5 protein-coding genes, 1 tRNA gene and 2 rRNA genes (1 of these 8 running past the window's edge) are annotated in these 16,263 nt (G+C 68.5%); 7 read left to right on the forward strand and 1 reads right to left on the reverse strand.

The features are described from left to right. From OG392_RS26745 to OG392_RS26755, 3 genes are all read left to right on the forward strand, one after another. Positions 1 to 2,378 (forward strand): 23S ribosomal RNA (locus OG392_RS26745) (it extends 741 nt beyond the left edge of the window). Positions 2,379 to 2,452: 74 nt separating this feature from the next. Beyond that, positions 2,453 to 2,569 (forward strand): 5S ribosomal RNA (gene rrf, locus OG392_RS26750). A gap of 4 nt (positions 2,570 to 2,573) precedes the next feature. Then, a tRNA-Thr gene (locus OG392_RS26755) sits at positions 2,574 to 2,646 on the forward strand. A gap of 99 nt (positions 2,647 to 2,745) precedes the next feature. On the opposite strand, the gene OG392_RS26760 is transcribed toward OG392_RS26755, so the two are convergent. Beyond that, positions 2,746 to 5,391: a SpoIIE family protein phosphatase gene (locus OG392_RS26760; protein WP_329283680.1), complete on the reverse strand. Its 2,646-nt coding sequence runs from the start codon at positions 5,389 to 5,391 to the stop codon at positions 2,746 to 2,748. Between the two features lie 270 nt (positions 5,392 to 5,661). On the opposite strand from OG392_RS26760, the gene OG392_RS26765 reads away from it, so the two are divergent. The 4 genes from OG392_RS26765 to OG392_RS26780 all read left to right on the forward strand — a co-directional run bounded on the left by OG392_RS26765 (position 5,662) and on the right by OG392_RS26780 (position 16,216). After that, on the forward strand, positions 5,662 to 11,139 hold the full coding sequence (locus OG392_RS26765; RefSeq protein ID WP_443054886.1) for a HAMP domain-containing protein: 5,478 nt from the start codon (positions 5,662 to 5,664) through the stop codon (positions 11,137 to 11,139). A 327-nt stretch (positions 11,140 to 11,466) separates the two neighbouring features. Beyond that, a complete protein-coding gene (locus OG392_RS26770; RefSeq protein WP_209497096.1) occupies positions 11,467 to 12,141 on the forward strand; it encodes a response regulator in 675 nt (224 codons plus the stop codon). A gap of 126 nt (positions 12,142 to 12,267) precedes the next feature. Continuing rightward, positions 12,268 to 15,105 carry a DNA translocase FtsK gene (locus OG392_RS26775; RefSeq protein WP_329283681.1) on the forward strand — a complete coding sequence of 946 codons (2,838 nt, stop codon included), beginning with the start codon at positions 12,268 to 12,270 and terminating at the stop codon, positions 15,103 to 15,105. Positions 15,106 to 15,388: 283 nt separating this feature from the next. Then, positions 15,389 to 16,216: a helix-turn-helix domain-containing protein gene (locus tag OG392_RS26780; protein ID WP_329283682.1), complete on the forward strand. Its 828-nt coding sequence runs from the start codon at positions 15,389 to 15,391 to the stop codon at positions 16,214 to 16,216. Positions 16,217 to 16,263 lie beyond the last annotated feature (47 nt).

The following is a 16,263-nucleotide window of genomic DNA, read 5'->3' on the forward strand; positions in this document are numbered from 1 at the left end:
GAACAGGGCGATTCAGTAGCGCGCTCAAGACCCGAAGCGGAGTGATCTAGCCATGGGCAGGTTGAAGCGGAGGTAAGACTTCGTGGAGGACCGAACCCACCAGGGTTGAAAACCTGGGGGATGACCTGTGGTTAGGGGTGAAAGGCCAATCAAACTCCGTGATAGCTGGTTCTCCCCGAAATGCATTTAGGTGCAGCGTCGTGTGTTTCTTGCCGGAGGTAGAGCACTGGATAGGCGATGGGCCCTACCGGGTTACTGACCTTAGCCAAACTCCGAATGCCGGTAAGTGAGAGCACGGCAGTGAGACTGTGGGGGATAAGCTCCATGGTCGAGAGGGAAACAGCCCAGAGCATCGACTAAGGCCCCTAAGCGTACGCTAAGTGGGAAAGGATGTGGAGTCGCAGAGACAACCAGGAGGTTGGCTTAGAAGCAGCCACCCTTGAAAGAGTGCGTAATAGCTCACTGGTCAAGTGATTCCGCGCCGACAATGTAGCGGGGCTCAAGCGTACCGCCGAAGTCGTGTCATTGCAGCATGAGGGCCAACGCCCGCTGTGATGGGTAGGGGAGCGTCGTGTGCCGGGTGAAGCAGCCGCGGAAGCGAGTTGTGGACGGTTCACGAGTGAGAATGCAGGCATGAGTAGCGATACACACGTGAGAAACGTGTGCGCCGATTGACTAAGGGTTCCTGGGTCAAGCTGATCTGCCCAGGGTAAGTCGGGACCTAAGGCGAGGCCGACAGGCGTAGTCGATGGACAACCGGTTGATATTCCGGTACCCGCTTTGAAACGCCCAGTATCGAGCCCATTAATGCTAAGGCCGTGAAGCCGTTCCGGACCCTTCGGGGAAAGGAAAGTGGTGGAGCCGCTGACCCAAGGTGGTAGTAGGTAAGCGATGGGGTGACGCAGGAAGGTAGTCCAACCCGGGCGGTGGTAGTCCCGGGGTAAGGGTGTAGGCCGTGTGATAGGCAAATCCGTCACACATTAAGGCTGAGACCTGATGCCGAGCCGATTGTGGTGAAGTGGATGATCCTATGCTGTCGAGAAAAGCCTCTAGCGAGTTTCATGGCGGCCCGTACCCTAAACCGACTCAGGTGGTCAGGTAGAGAATACCGAGGCGTTCGGGTGAACTATGGTTAAGGAACTCGGCAAAATGCCCCCGTAACTTCGGGAGAAGGGGGGCCACGTCTGGTGATCGGATTTACTCCGTGAGCTGGGGGTGGCCGCAGAGACCAGCGAGAAGCGACTGTTTACTAAAAACACAGGTCCGTGCGAAGCCGTAAGGCGATGTATACGGACTGACGCCTGCCCGGTGCTGGAACGTTAAGGGGACCGGTTAGCTCTGTTTCGACAGGGCGAAGCTGAGAACTTAAGCGCCAGTAAACGGCGGTGGTAACTATAACCATCCTAAGGTAGCGAAATTCCTTGTCGGGTAAGTTCCGACCTGCACGAATGGCGTAACGACTTCTCGACTGTCTCAACCATAGGCCCGGTGAAATTGCACTACGAGTAAAGATGCTCGTTTCGCGCAGCAGGACGGAAAGACCCCGGGACCTTTACTACAGTTTGATATTGGTGTTCGGTTCGGCTTGTGTAGGATAGGTGGGAGACTTTGAAGCCGTGACGCCAGTCATGGTGGAGTCGCCGTTGAAATACCACTCTGGTCGTGCTGGATGTCTAACCTCGGTCCGTGATCCGGATCAGGGACAGTGTCTGATGGGTAGTTTAACTGGGGCGGTTGCCTCCCAAAGGGTAACGGAGGCGCCCAAAGGTTCCCTCAGCCTGGTTGGCAATCAGGTGTTGAGTGTAAGTGCACAAGGGAGCTTGACTGTGAGACCGACGGGTCGAGCAGGGACGAAAGTCGGGACTAGTGATCCGGCGGTGGCTTGTGGAAGCGCCGTCGCTCAACGGATAAAAGGTACCCCGGGGATAACAGGCTGATCTTCCCCAAGAGTCCATATCGACGGGATGGTTTGGCACCTCGATGTCGGCTCGTCGCATCCTGGGGCTGGAGTCGGTCCCAAGGGTTGGGCTGTTCGCCCATTAAAGCGGTACGCGAGCTGGGTTTAGAACGTCGTGAGACAGTTCGGTCCCTATCCGCTGCGCGCGCAGGAATATTGAGAAGGGCTGTCCCTAGTACGAGAGGACCGGGACGGACGAACCTCTGGTGTGCCAGTTGTCCTGCCAAGGGCATGGCTGGTTGGCTACGTTCGGGAGGGATAACCGCTGAAAGCATCTAAGCGGGAAGCCTGCTTCGAGATGAGTATTCCCACCTCCTTGAGAGGGTAAGGCTCCCAGTAGACGACTGGGTTGATAGGCCGGATGTGGAAGCCCAGTAATGGGTGGAGCTGACCGGTACTAATAGGCCGAGGGCTTGTCCTCAGTTGCTCGCGTCCACTGTGTTAGTTCTGAAGTAACGAACTGTGCCGATATCCGGTTGGTTAACTTCATAGAGTTTCGGTGGTCATAGCGTTAGGGAAACGCCCGGTTACATTCCGAACCCGGAAGCTAAGCCTTTCAGCGCCGATGGTACTGCAGGGGGGACCCTGTGGGAGAGTAGGACGCCGCCGAACACCCGCCCTTTTAGCTCAGTCGGTAGAGCGTCTCCATGGTAAGGAGAAGGTCAACGGTTCGATTCCGTTAAAGGGCTCAGAGTAAGAAGGCCCCCGCCTTGTGGCGGGGGCCTTTTTGCGTTTCCCGGTGCGGATAGGTCCGGTCGGCGATCCCCGTAAGGGGATCGCCGGTGGCGTCAGCGGTCGTCCGGCTCGCGGAGGCGCATCGCCAGGATGGCCATGTCGTCGGAGGCCGGGGCCTGGGCGAAGCGCTCCACGGCGCGGAGCACTCGGGCGGCGACCGCGCCGGCCGTCAGACCCGTACAGGTCTTGAGGACCTCGGCGAGGCCGTCGTCGCCCAGCATGCGGGTGCCTTCGCGGCGTTCCGTCACGCCGTCCGTGACACAGAGGAGGACATCGCCCGGTTCGAGCGTGATCGTCTCCTCGTACAGTTCGAGGTCCTCCATCACGCCCAGGAGCGGCTGCGGTTCTGCCGCGGACGTCACCGTGCCGTCCGGGCGGAGCCGCAGCGGGAGCGGATGGCCGGCGCAGACGACCTTGAGGATCGCGGAGCCGTCCTCCTGAGGGCGCATCTCGCCGTACAGGAGGGTGAGGAAGCGGCTGCGGGCGCCCTCGTCGAGGATCGCCGCGTTGAGGCGTTCCAGGACGGCCGGGCCGCCGAAGCCCTCGCGGGCCAGCAGACGGAGGGCGTGGCGCGCCAGGCCGGTGACGGCGGCCGCCTCCGGGCCCGTACCGCAGACGTCGCCGATCGCGAAGCCGTAGGCGCCGTCGCGGATCGGGAAGAGGTCGTAGAAGTCGCCTCCGACCTCGTTGCCCTCGCCGGCGGCGCGGTAGATCACGTCGACCTCGACGCCCGGGATCTCGGGGAGGCCGGGCGGGAGGAGGCTGCGCTGGAGCGACTGGCTGATGGCCACGCGCTCCGAGTACAGGCGGGCGTTGTCCAGGGCCAGGGCGGCCCGGCGGGAGAGGTCCTCGGCGAGCTCCAGGATCTCCTGGCGGAAGTGGTCCTCCGAGGGCCGGCCGAGGGTCAGCATGCCGATGACCCTGTTGCGGGCCACCAGCGGCAGGACGACCGTCTCGCCGGCGACCGCGCTCGCGGTGGCCAGGGTGGTGTCGATGCCGGAGGAGAGCGGGCTCGTCGGGTTGTCGAGGGCCCGGACCGAGGCGGTCAGGGCCGCGCGGTGGGCGGCGTCGCCCGGTGCGGTCCAGACGCGGGCGCCGGGGGTCGGCACCGGGTCGGGCGGGGAGATGGAGGAGAGCAGGTCCTTGAGGCCGTCGATACGGTCCTCGTCCTCGTGGAGCACGTACGACAGGTACGGGTCGGAGGCCTGGTCGGCGATCGTGTAGACCGCGCACCAGGTGGCGAGGGTCGGGACAGTCATCTGGGCCATCAGGGCCAGGGTCTGGTCCCGGTCGAGCGTGCCCGCGAGCAGGTCGGAGGCCTCGACGAGGAAGCTCAGGGAGCCGCGGCGGAGGCGTTCCAGCTCGCCGAGGCGGGCGGACTCGACGGCCAGGGCGATGCGGTCGGCGGCGAACTGGAGACGCAGGGCCTCCTCGTTCGAGTAGCGGTTGGCGCTCTCGGCGGCCACGCCGAGGGAGCCGGTGAGCCGGCCCTCGACCTTGAGGGGCACGGTGACGACCGAGCGCATGCCGGTGCCTTCGAGGAGGGGGACGGCGCCGGGCACGGCGGCCAGGTCCTCGTGCACGGCGGGCATACGGGCGGAGCCGTAGCGGCTGGCGCCGGTCTCGACGGGAACGCGGGCGAAGCGCTGGCGGGCGGCCGGGAGGCCGGTCGTCGCCCGTACCTCCAGTTCCGTCTCGTCGTCGGTGGCGAGCAGCAGGAAGGCGGCGTCGCCGTCGAGCATGTCGCGGGCGCGTTCGACCGTGCGCTGCAGGAGGCCGTCGAGGTCGTCGGGGGCCGGGGAGCCGATGAAGACCTCGAAGGGGTCCGCGGTGCGGCTCTCGGAGCCCGGCTCGGAGGCGGGGCGCTGCGGGGTCTGGAGGATGGCCCGCTCGTGCTCGCGCACCAGGAGACAGACCGTGGAAGGCTCGCCCTGGGCGTCGCGGACGCGGAGGTGGGCGGCGTAGACGGGGATGACGCGGCCGTCGGCGCAGCGGATGCCGTAGCTGCCCTCCCAGCGGGAGAGGCGGAGTGCCTCGGCGAGGCCGGTGCCGATGCCGGGGGTGTGGGGCCAGGCCGCGAGGTCGCCCAGGGGTTTGCCGGTGACCTGTTCGGAGGCGTAGCCGAAGAGCTCTCCGGCGTCCTCGTTCCAGGCGGAGATGGCTCCGCCGCGGTCGATCTGGACGACGGCGACGCGTACGCGGCTGTCCGTGACCGGGAGGAGGGCATCGGGGAGGACGGGGCCCGCGGAGCGGGTGCCGACCGGGCGCTGGGCGAGGTCGAGGTGGAACCAGACGTGCTTGCGGGTGGGGGTGTAGTCGACGCCCCAGCGGTGGGCGAGGGCGGCGCAGAGCAGCAGGCCACGGCCGTTCTCGCGGTCGGGGCTGCCGAGGGTGCGGCCGCTCTGGACAGGGATCTCGCGCTCGGGGTAGCGGTCGGCGACCTCGACGCGGATGCTGTCGTCGGAGCGGAGGCAGAGCACCTCGGCGGAGGTGCCGGCGTGGATGACGGCGTTGGTGACGAGCTCACTGGTGAGCACGACGGCGTCGTCCACGAGCTCCGGGTGTCCCCAGCCCTGGAGGGTGTCCCGGACGAAGGCGCGGGCGGCCGCGACGGACCGCCCGACGGGCTCGAAGCTGGCAGTCGCCCGCGCGGTGATCACAGCACTCCTCGTACGCGTCTCGACGCCCGGCTCTGCCATGCTCGGTCTGTCCCTCCCGCTGCCCGGTGGTCGTCACGCGTGCCACACCGCCCCTGCCGGGCTGACCGGGACGGTTGGACAGTCGGAAGCCAGGTTACTTACCTTCACTGTCCGAGCGGATGCCGGTCATCGCTGAATCCGTCCCCAGGGGGTAGGGACGCTGTGCGAAGCTGCCGAACTGTTATCGCCTGGTTCGGTGGCGGTGAAACACTGGGCAGGCTACCGGCGAAAGCCGGAGCGGTACGGTCGACCCCTTTCGGGAGGGACACGGTGGAACCTGGCACGGCGGCGCGGCGCGGCGGAGGCAGCGGTACGCGCGCGAGGGGCGGGCGTTCCCGTGGGGGGACGGTGCAGGTCGACGCGGCGGCGCTGGAGCGGCTGCTGGCCGCACTGGTGTCCATGCGGGACGGCAATCTCCGCAGGCGGCTCACGGTGTCCGGCGACGGGGTCATGGCGGAGATCTCCGCCGTGTTCAACGAGGTCGCGGACCGGCAGATGCATGTGACGGGGGAGCTGTCCCGGGTCCGCCGGGTGGTGGGACGCGAGGGCAAGCTGTCCGAGCGCCTCGAGGCGGGGGCCGGTGAGGGGGCGTGGGCGGCGGCGATCGAGGCCGCGAACGCGCTCGTCGACGATCTGGCCCGGCCCGTGTCCGAGGTGGGACGGGTGCTCTCGGCGGTGGCCGAGGGTGATCTGGACCAGCGGATGGACCTGCGTTCGGAGGGTGCCGACGGGGCGGTCAGGCCGCTGCGCGGAGAGTTCCTGAAGGTCGCCCGTACCGCGAACAATCTCGTAGACCAGCTGTCGGTCTTCGCCTCCGAGGTGACGAGGGTCGCCGTCGAGGTGGGGACGGACGGCAAGCTGGGCGGGCAGGCGCAGGTGCGCGGGGTGTCCGGTTCGTGGAAGGACCTCACGGACTCGGTCAACACGATGGCGAACCGGCTGACGGCCCAGGTGCGGGACATCGCGCTGGTGACGACGGCGGTCGCAGACGGCGATCTGTCGCAGAAGGTCACGGCGAACGTGGCCGGCGAGATGCTGGAGCTGAAGAACACCGTCAACCGGATGGTGGACCAGCTGTCGTCGTTCTCCTCCGAGGTGACCAGGGTCGCCCGTGAGGTGGGTACGGAGGGCGAGCTCGGCGGTCAGGCCGAGGTGGCCGGGGTCGCCGGTGTGTGGAAGGACCTCACGGACTCCGTCAACACGATGGCGGGCAACCTGACCAACCAGGTGCGCGGCATCGCCGAGGTCACGACGGCGGTCGCGAACGGTGACCTGTCGCAGAAGGTGCGGGTGTCGGCGCGCGGTGAGATCGCGCAGCTGGCGGACACGATCAACCAGATGACGAAGACGCTGCGGATCTTCGCCGACGAGGTGACCCGGGTGTCGGGCGAGGTCGGCGCCGAGGGTCTGCTCGGTGGTCAGGCACAGGTGCCGGGGGCAGCGGGGACCTGGAAGGACCTCACCGACTCGGTCAACACCGTCTTCCGGAACATCACCACGCAGGTGCGGGACATCGCGCAGGTGACCACCGCGGTCGCCAACGGCGATCTGTCGCAGAAGGTCACGGTGGACGTGGCCGGCGAGATGCTGGAGCTCAAGAACACCGTCAACACGATGGTGGACCAGCTGTCCGCCTTCGGTTCCGAGGTGACCCGGGTGGCCCGGGAGGTCGGTGTCGAGGGTCTGCTCGGGGGCCAGGCCGAGGTGAAGGGCGCGGCGGGTACGTGGAAGGACCTCACCGACTCGGTGAACACGGCCTTCCGCAACCTGACCGGTCAGGTGCGGGACATCGCGCAGGTGACGACGGCGGTCGCCAACGGCGATCTGTCGCAGAAGGTCACGGTGGACGTGGCCGGCGAGATGCTGGAGCTCAAGAACACCGTCAACACGATGGTGTCGCAGCTGTCGTCGTTCGCGGACCAGGTGACGCGGATGGCCCGGGACGTGGGCACCGAGGGCCGGCTGGGCGGTCAGGCGCGGGTGGACGGCGTGTCGGGGCGCTGGCGGGAGCTCACCGACTCGGTGAACTTCATGGCCGGCAACCTGACGTCGCAGGTGCGGCAGATCGCGCAGGTGACGACCGCGGTGGCACGCGGTGACCTGTCGCAGAAGATCGACGTGGACGCGCGCGGCGAGATCCTGGAATTGAAGAACACCATCAACACGATGGTCGACCAGCTCTCCGCGTTCGCCGACCAGGTGACCCGGGTGGCCCGTGAGGTGGGTACCGACGGGCGTCTCGGCGGGCAGGCGCAGGTGCCGGGTGTGGCAGGCGTGTGGCGTGACCTGACGGATTCCGTGAACGGCATGGCGGGGAACCTGACCACTCAGGTCCGCAACATCGCGCAGGTCGCCACGGCGGTGGCGCGCGGTGACCTGTCGCAGAAGATCGACGTGGACGCGCGCGGCGAGATCCTGGAGCTGAAGAACACCCTCAACACGATGGTGGACCAGCTCTCGAACTTCGCCGAGCAGGTGACCCGGGTGGCCCGTGAGGTGGGCACCGAGGGCATTCTGGGTGGTCAGGCCGAGGTGCAGGGGGTCTCCGGCACCTGGAAGGACCTCACCCAGTCGGTGAACTTCATGGCCAACAACCTCACCATCCAGGTGCGGAACATCGCCGAGGTCACGACGGCGGTCGCCAAGGGCGACCTGTCGAAGAAGATCACCGTCGACGCCCGGGGCGAGATCCTGGAGCTGGTGACGACCGTCAACACGATGGTCGACCAGCTGTCCAACTTCGCGGACGAGGTCACGCGTGTGGCCCGCGAGGTGGGCACGGAGGGCATCCTCGGCGGTCAGGCGCGGGTCCGGGGCGTCACGGGCACCTGGAAGGACCTGAGCGACAACGTCAACCTGATGGCCAACAACCTGACGAGTCAGGTGCGGAACATCTCCCGGGTCTCGGCGGCCGTCGCCAACGGCGACCTGACGAAGAAGGTGACGGTCGAGGCGCGCGGCGAGGTCGCGGAGCTTGCCGACACCGTCAACACCATGGTGACGACCCTGTCGTCGTTCGCGGACGAGGTCACGCGTGTGGCCCGTGAGGTGGGCACGGAGGGTGAGCTGGGCGGCCAGGCCCGGGTGCCGGGTGTCTCGGGCACCTGGAAGGACCTGACCGAGTCGGTGAACTCGATGGCCTCCAACCTCACCGGTCAGGTGCGCCAGATCGCGGCGGTCACCACGGCCATCGCCAAGGGCGACCTCACCAAGAAGATCGACATCGATGCGCGCGGCGAGATCCAGGAGCTCAAGAGCACCATCAACACGATGGTCGACCAGCTGTCGAACTTCGCCGAGGAGGTCACGCGTGTGGCCCGCGAGGTGGGCACGGACGGCCAGCTCGGCGGTCAGGCCCGGGTGCGGGACGTGGACGGCACCTGGCGCGACCTGACCGAGTCCGTGAACGAGATGGCCGGGAACCTGACCCGGCAGGTGCGGGCGATCGCCGCCGTCGCCACGGCGGTGACGCGGGGCGACCTGAACCTCAAGATCGACGGTGTCGACGCGGCGGGCGAGATCCAGGCCCTCCAGGAGAACATCAACACCATGATCGCCAACCTGCGCGACACCACCCTCGCCAACGAGGAGCAGGACTGGCTCAAGGGGAACCTGGCCCGTATCTCCGGCCTCATGCAGGGCCGGCGGGACCTGGACGACGTCGCCTCGCTCATCATGAGCGAGCTGACTCCGGTGGTCTCGGCCCAGCACGGTGCCTTCTTCGTGGCGATGCCGACCGGCTCCGCGCACAGCGACGCCGAACTCGTCGGTGAGGGCGAGGGCTCGTACGAGCTGCGGATGCGCGGGAGTTACGGCTACTCCGCCGGGTCCATGCCGACCTCGTTCCGTCCGGGCGAGACGCTCATCGGGACGGCGGCCGAGGAGAAGCGGACCATCCAGGTCAACGTTCCGCCGGGCTATCTGAAGATCTCGTCCGGGCTCGGCGAGGCCGCGCCGGCGCATGTGATCGTGCTTCCGGTGCTCTTCGAGGGCAAGGTCCTCGGTGTGATCGAGCTGGCCTCCTTCCAGCCGTTCACGCAGATCCAGCGCGACTTCCTCAACCAGCTGGCCGAGCTGATCGCCACCACGGTCAACACGATCAGCGTCAACACCAAGACCGAGGTGCTGCTCCAGCAGTCGCAGGAGCTGACCGAGCAGCTCAAGGAGCGTTCGGCGGAGCTGGAGCACCGGCAGAAGGAACTCCAGGGCTCCAACGCCGAGCTGGAGGAGAAGGCCGAGCTGCTGGCCCGGCAGAACCGCGACATCGAGGTGAAGAACACCGAGATCGAGGAGGCCAGGCAGGTCCTGGAGGAGCGGGCCGAGCAGCTCGCGGTCTCCATGCGCTACAAGTCCGAGTTCCTGGCGAACATGTCGCACGAGCTGCGCACCCCGCTCAACTCGCTGCTGATCCTCGCCAAGTTGCTCGCGGACAACGCCGAGACCAATCTGACGCCGAAGCAGGTCGAGTTCGCGGAGACGATCCACGGCGCGGGTTCCGACCTGCTCCAGCTGATCAACGACATCCTCGACCTGTCCAAGGTCGAGGCGGGCAAGATGGACGTCTCGCCGACCCGGATCGCGCTCGTCCAGCTCGTCGACTACGTGGAGGCGACCTTCCGGCCGCTCACGGCGGAGAAGGGGCTCGACTTCTCGGTGCGGGTCTCGCCCGAGCTGCCGGCCACCCTCCACACGGACGAGCAGCGGCTGCTCCAGGTGCTCCGCAACCTCCTGTCCAACGCGGTGAAGTTCACCGACACGGGGGCGGTCGAGCTGGTGATCCGGCCGGCCGGGACCGATGTGCCGCAGTCGATTCGCGAGCAGCTCCTGGAGGCCGGTTCGCTGCGCGATCCGGAGGCCGATCTGATCGCCTTCTCCGTCACGGACACCGGCATCGGGATCGCCGCGAGCAAGATGCGGGTCATCTTCGAGGCGTTCAAGCAGGCCGACGGCACGACCAGCCGGAAGTACGGGGGTACGGGTCTGGGGCTCTCGATCAGCCGGGAGATCGCGCGGCTGCTCGGCGGCGAGATCTTCGCGGCGAGCGAGCCGGGCCGCGGGTCGACGTTCACGCTCTATCTGCCGCTGAGCCCGACGGAGCTTCCGGCCGGCTACGGGCAGGGGGTGGCCGACGACCCGCAGCAGGGCGCCGAGGAGGGGGCCGCCGGGGCCGTCCACCCGTTCCCGCACTTCCCGCCGGCGCCCGCACGGACGGAGGCGCGGTCCGGTGCCGGGGCGCTCTTCCGGCACCGGCGGAAGGCCGCGGCGGAGGCGACCGGGGCGCGGACGGCGGTGCCGGGGCAGTCCGGGCAGGAGATCGCCGTCGACCGGGCGGAGCAGGAGGTGGAGGCCGCGCCGCGCCGCACCTTCGGTTTCTCCGGCGAGAAGGTGCTCATCGTCGACGACGACATCCGCAACGTCTTCGCGCTCACCAGTGTCCTCGAGCAGCACGGACTCGCTGTGCTGTACGCGGAGAACGGGCGGGAGGGCATCGAAGTCCTGGAACAGCACGACGATGTGACGATCGTCCTGATGGACATCATGATGCCCGAGATGGACGGATACGCGACGACGACGGCGATCCGGCGGATGCCGCAGTTCGCGGGGCTTCCGATCATCGCGCTGACGGCGAAGGCGATGAAGGGCGACCGGGAGAAGGCGATCGAGTCGGGTGCCTCGGACTATGTGACGAAGCCCGTCGACCCCGATCACCTGCTGTCGGTGATGGAGCAGTGGATGCGGGGCGAGTGACTCCGGGCGGGGCCCGTGGGGCGGGGGGAGTGCCTCCGCGCCGCGGGCCCACCGCGGGCCGCGCCGGGGCTCCGGGCCTCGGCTGACGGACTGTCGCCAGGGGGGTGTGAGAGGCCGGGATACGGGGAACCTTCTGGTCTCCCACCGCGTTTCCGGTACGTGCACAGTGACATCGCGGTGACAGGGTGTGGCGACGGGCGGGGTGCGGCTACGATGACCGGCACAAGGACGGACGGCGTTAGGGAGTCGTCTTCTGGGGCGGCGCCCGGTGCTTCCCCCGGTTCCGGGAGCCGGGGAGACACGTTGCCGGGGCGAGGAGGACGGGGCATGGTGCAGAAGGCCAAGATCCTCCTGGTCGATGACCGGCCGGAGAATCTGCTGGCGCTGGAGGCCATTCTCTCCGCGCTCGATCAGACGCTGGTGCGGGCATCGTCCGGGGAGGAAGCGCTCAAGGCGCTGTTGACGGACGACTTCGCGGTCATCCTGCTCGACGTCCAGATGCCGGGTATGGACGGCTTCGAGACCGCGGCGCACATCAAGCGGCGGGAGCGGACCCGGGACATCCCGATCATCTTCCTCACCGCCATCAACCACGGCCCCCACCACACGTTCCGCGGGTACGCGGCCGGGGCGGTCGACTACATCTCGAAGCCGTTCGACCCGTGGGTGCTGCGCGCCAAGGTCTCGGTCTTCGTCGAGCTGTACATGAAGAACTGCAAGCTGCGTGAGCAGGCCGCGCTGCTGCGGCTGCAGCTGGAGGGCGGCGGTGAGGCCGGTCACGGCAAGGAGGCCGCCGGTCTGCTCGCCGAGCTCTCGGCCCGCCTCGCGGCCGTCGAGGAGCAGGCGGAGGCGCTGTCCAAGCAACTCGACGACGACTCCGCCGACGCGGCCGCCGTCGCCACCGCCGCGCATCTGGAGCGCAAGCTCACCGGTCTGCGCCGGGCGCTGGACGCGCTGGAGCCGGGTACGGGCGCCGCGCCGACGCTGCCGGCCCAGGGCTGACGTACCGTCACCGAGACGTCGGGCGCCTGCCGTCCCTCGTGATGCGGCGTCAGCTTCGGGCCATGGCTTGGGCGACACGAACGGGTGAGGCGGACAGCCGGTCTTCACACCGGTAACCTCGGCATCATGGCTTCACGTACGTCCGGAAAGGGTTCCCAGGGCACGGCGGGCACCGCAAAGCCGCGCGCCGGCCGTACGACCGGCGCTGCGAAGAAAGCGGCACCCGCGAAGTCCCCCGCCAAGCCGCCCGCCAGGAAGGCGCCGGCCAAGAAGGCCGCGCCCGCCAAGCGCGCGCCCGCGCGGAAGGCCGCGGCGAAGAAGCCCGCTCCCCGGCCCGCTCCGTCCCCCACCGGGGGCGTCTACCGGCTGGCGCGCGGCGCCTGGCTCGGCCTCGCGCACGCCGTGGGGGCGATGTTCCGGGGGATAGGGCGCGGCGCCAAGGGCCTCGACCCGGCCCACCGCAAGGACGGGCTCGCGCTGCTGCTCCTCGGCCTCGCGCTGATCGTGGCCGCGGGCACCTGGTCCAACCTCCGCGGGCCCGTCGGCGACCTCGTCGAGATGCTGGTCACCGGCTCCTTCGGCCGGCTCGACCTGCTCGTTCCGCTGCTCCTCGGCGCGATCGGGGTGCGGCTGATCCTCTTCCCGGAGAGGCCCGAGGCCAACGGCCGGATCAGCATCGGCCTCTCCGCGCTCGTCATCGGCGTCCTCGGCCAGGTCCACATCGCCTGCGGCTCACCCGGCCGCGGCGACGGCAGCGAGGCCATGCAGGACGCCGGTGGCCTCATCGGCTGGGCCGCGTCCCAGCCCCTGGTCTTCATGATGGGCGAGGTCCTCGCCGTCCCGATGCTCGTCCTGCTCACGCTCTTCGGGCTGCTCGTCGTCACCGCGACCCCGGTCAACGCGATCCCGCAGCGGCTGCGCGCCCTCGGGGCCCGGCTCGGCATCGTCGAGCCCGCCTACGACCCCGCGGAGGACCACCCCGAGAGCCAGGGAATCCCCTCGGGCGCGTACGACGGGTACGACGAGGAGTGGCGCGAGGACCGGCCGCAGCCCCGGCCCGCCCGGCCCGCACGGCGTCGCGGCCCCGTGGATCCCTACGACGTGGACCGGGCCGAGGCCGAGATGCTCGACCGGCGCAGCCGGCGGGCCCGCCATCCGTCCCCGGAGACCGCTTCCGAGCAGGGCCTGGACCCGGTGGACGTCGCCGCCGCCGCGGCCGCCGCGCTCGACGGCGCGGTGCTCAACGGCATGCCGCCGTCCCCGCTCGTCGCCGACCTCACCAGGGACGTCACCGCCGACCGCAAGGCCGCCGTCGACGCCGCCGCGAAGGCCGCCGCGAAGGCCGGGGGAACGGCTGCCGCGGCCGCTCCCGTGCCGACGGCCCGTGGTGGGGACCAGCGGCCCGGCGGAGGCGTACCGGATCTGACCAAGCCGGCGCCCGAGCCGACCGATCTGCCGCCCCGGGCCGAGCAGCTCCAGCTGTCCGGCGACATCACGTACTCCCTGCCCTCGCTCGACCTCCTGGAGCGGGGCGGGCCCGGCAAGACGCGCAGCGCCGCCAACGACGCCGTCGTGGACTCGCTGTCCAACGTCTTCACCGAGTTCAAGGTCGACGCGGCCGTCACCGGCTTCACCCGGGGGCCGACGGTCACGCGGTACGAGGTCGAGCTCGGCCCGGCCGTGAAGGTCGAGAAGATCACGGCCCTGACCAAGAACATCGCGTACGCGGTGGCCTCCCCGGACGTACGGATCATCTCGCCGATCCCCGGCAAGTCCGCGGTCGGCATCGAGATCCCCAACAGCGACCGGGAGATGGTCAACCTCGGCGACGTCCTGCGGCTCGCCGCGGCGGCCGAGGACGACCACCCGATGCTCGTGGCGCTCGGCAAGAACGTCGAGGGCGGCTACGAGATGGCCAACCTGGCGAAGATGCCGCACGTCCTGGTCGCCGGTGCCACCGGCTCCGGAAAGTCCTCCTGCATCAACTGCCTGATCACCTCGATCATGATAAGAGCGACCCCCGAGGACGTCCGGATGGTCCTTGTCGACCCCAAGCGGGTCGAGCTCACCGCGTACGAGGGCATCCCGCATCTCATCACCCCGATCATCACCAACCCCAAGCGGGCCGCCGAGGCCCTCCAGTGGGTGGTGAAGGAGATGGACCTCCGCTACGACGATCTGGCGGCCTTCGGCTACCGGCACATCGACGACTTCAACCAGGCGATCCGGGACGGCAAGATCAAACTGCCCGAGGGCAGCGAGCGGGAGCTCAAGACGTACCCGTACCTGCTCGTCATCGTCGACGAGCTCGCCGACCTGATGATGGTGGCGCCGCGGGACGTCGAGGACTCGATCGTCCGCATCACCCAGCTCGCGCGCGCCGCCGGTATCCATCTGGTGCTCGCCACCCAGCGGCCGTCCGTCGACGTCGTCACCGGTCTCATCAAGGCCAACGTGCCCTCCCGGCTCGCCTTCGCGACCTCCTCGCTCGCCGACAGCCGGGTCATCCTCGACCAGCCGGGCGCCGAGAAGCTCATCGGAAAGGGTGACGGACTGTTCCTGCCGATGGGGGCCAACAAGCCCGTCCGCATGCAGGGCGCCTTCGTCACCGAGCACGAGGTCGCGGCCGTCGTGCAGCACTGCAAGGACCAGATGACCCCGGTCTTCCGGGAGGACGTCACCGTCGGGACCCGGCAGAAGAAGGAGATCGACGAGGACATCGGCGACGACCTCGATCTGCTGTGCCAGGCGGCCGAACTGGTCGTCTCCACGCAGTTCGGCTCCACCTCCATGCTCCAGCGGAAGCTCCGCGTCGGCTTCGCGAAGGCCGGGCGGCTGATGGACCTCATGGAGTCGCGGAACATCGTCGGGCCGAGCGAGGGCTCCAAGGCGCGCGACGTGCTGGTCAAGCCCGACGAGTTGGACGGGGTGCTGGACGTGATCCGGGGGCAGTCGGGGGAGTAGCCCCGGGGCCGGCCGGAGCGCGGTGGCCCGGTCGGAGCAATGCGGGGACCGGCCGGAGTGCGCGGCCGGGGGAGCGGGTACGCGATCGAGACCGGGCCGAGACTCACTCGTAAGGGAATGGAGGGCAACCGTTTCCCCTGGCCGTACGTCAAGTTGAGCGGAGGGACAGAAGGATGTCCCAGCCTCATGGCGTACAAACAGCACCCGCCCGGTTGCCCCACCCTTTCGTACCACCCATAGACTGAACGTCCAGCAGGTGGCTACACGCTCGAAAGGCGCTCTCGTGTCCATCGGCAACTCCCCCGAAGACGACCGGATCTTCCCGGCAGACGACCGGGACTCGATCGGTCGCGCTCTCCAGCAGACCCGCATCGCCGCCGGTCTCACCGTCGAAGAGGTCAGTGCCTCCACCCGTGTCCGGATTCCGATCGTGCACGCGATCGAGGAGGACGACTTCTCGCGCTGTGGCGGCGACGTCTACGCCCGCGGCCACATCCGCACGCTCGCGCGTGCCGTCGGCCTCGATCCGGCCCCGCTGATCGAGCAGTACGACGCCGAGCACGGCGGCCGTCCCGCGCCCACCCCCGCCGCCCCGCTGTTCGAGGCGGAACGTATCCGCCCCGAGCCGCGCCGGCCCAACTGGACCGCCGCGATGGTCGCGGCCATCGTCGCCGTCGTCGGCTTCGTCGGCTTCACGATGTTCAACGGCAACGAGGCGCCCAAGGGCACCACCGCCGCGGACGGCGGACCGGCACCCGCGCCCGAGAAGGCCACGTCCGCCGGCAAGCCGAAGCCGGTCAAGCCCGCGCCGCCGAAGCCCACCGAGAGCGCGATCGCCGCGGTCCCGCAGGACAAGGTGACGGTGAAGATGACCGCCACCGACGGCAAGAGCTGGATCTCGGCGAAGGACGCCAACGGCAAGATCCTCTTCGACGGGCTGCTCCTGAACGGCGAGTCCAAGACCTTCCAGGACGACGAGCGCGTCGACCTGGTCCTCGGCAACGCCGGAGCGATCGAGCTCTACGTGAACGGCAAGAAGATCGACGACAAGTTCGAATCCGGCCAGGTCGAGCGGCTGACCTACACGAAGGGCGACCCCGAGGCGGGCTGAGCCGCCCCCTCCGGGCCCGTGATGTGGCCCCTGTCGCGCAGGTGAAC

Origin of the sequence: Streptomyces sp. NBC_00691, assembly GCF_036226665.1 — a bacterium.
Classification (GTDB): domain Bacteria; phylum Actinomycetota; class Actinomycetes; order Streptomycetales; family Streptomycetaceae; genus Streptomyces.

Excerpts from the sequence above, each read along its gene's own strand:
- OG392_RS26775 (WP_329283681.1), top strand. The coding sequence starts at position 12,268 with ATGGCTTCACGTACGTCCGGAAAGGGTTCCCAGGGCACGGCGGGCACC.
- OG392_RS26770 (WP_209497096.1), top strand. The coding sequence starts at position 11,467 with ATGGTGCAGAAGGCCAAGATCCTCCTGGTCGATGACCGGCCGGAGAAT.
- OG392_RS26760 (WP_329283680.1), bottom strand. The coding sequence starts at position 5,391 with ATGGCAGAGCCGGGCGTCGAGACGCGTACGAGGAGTGCTGTGATCACC.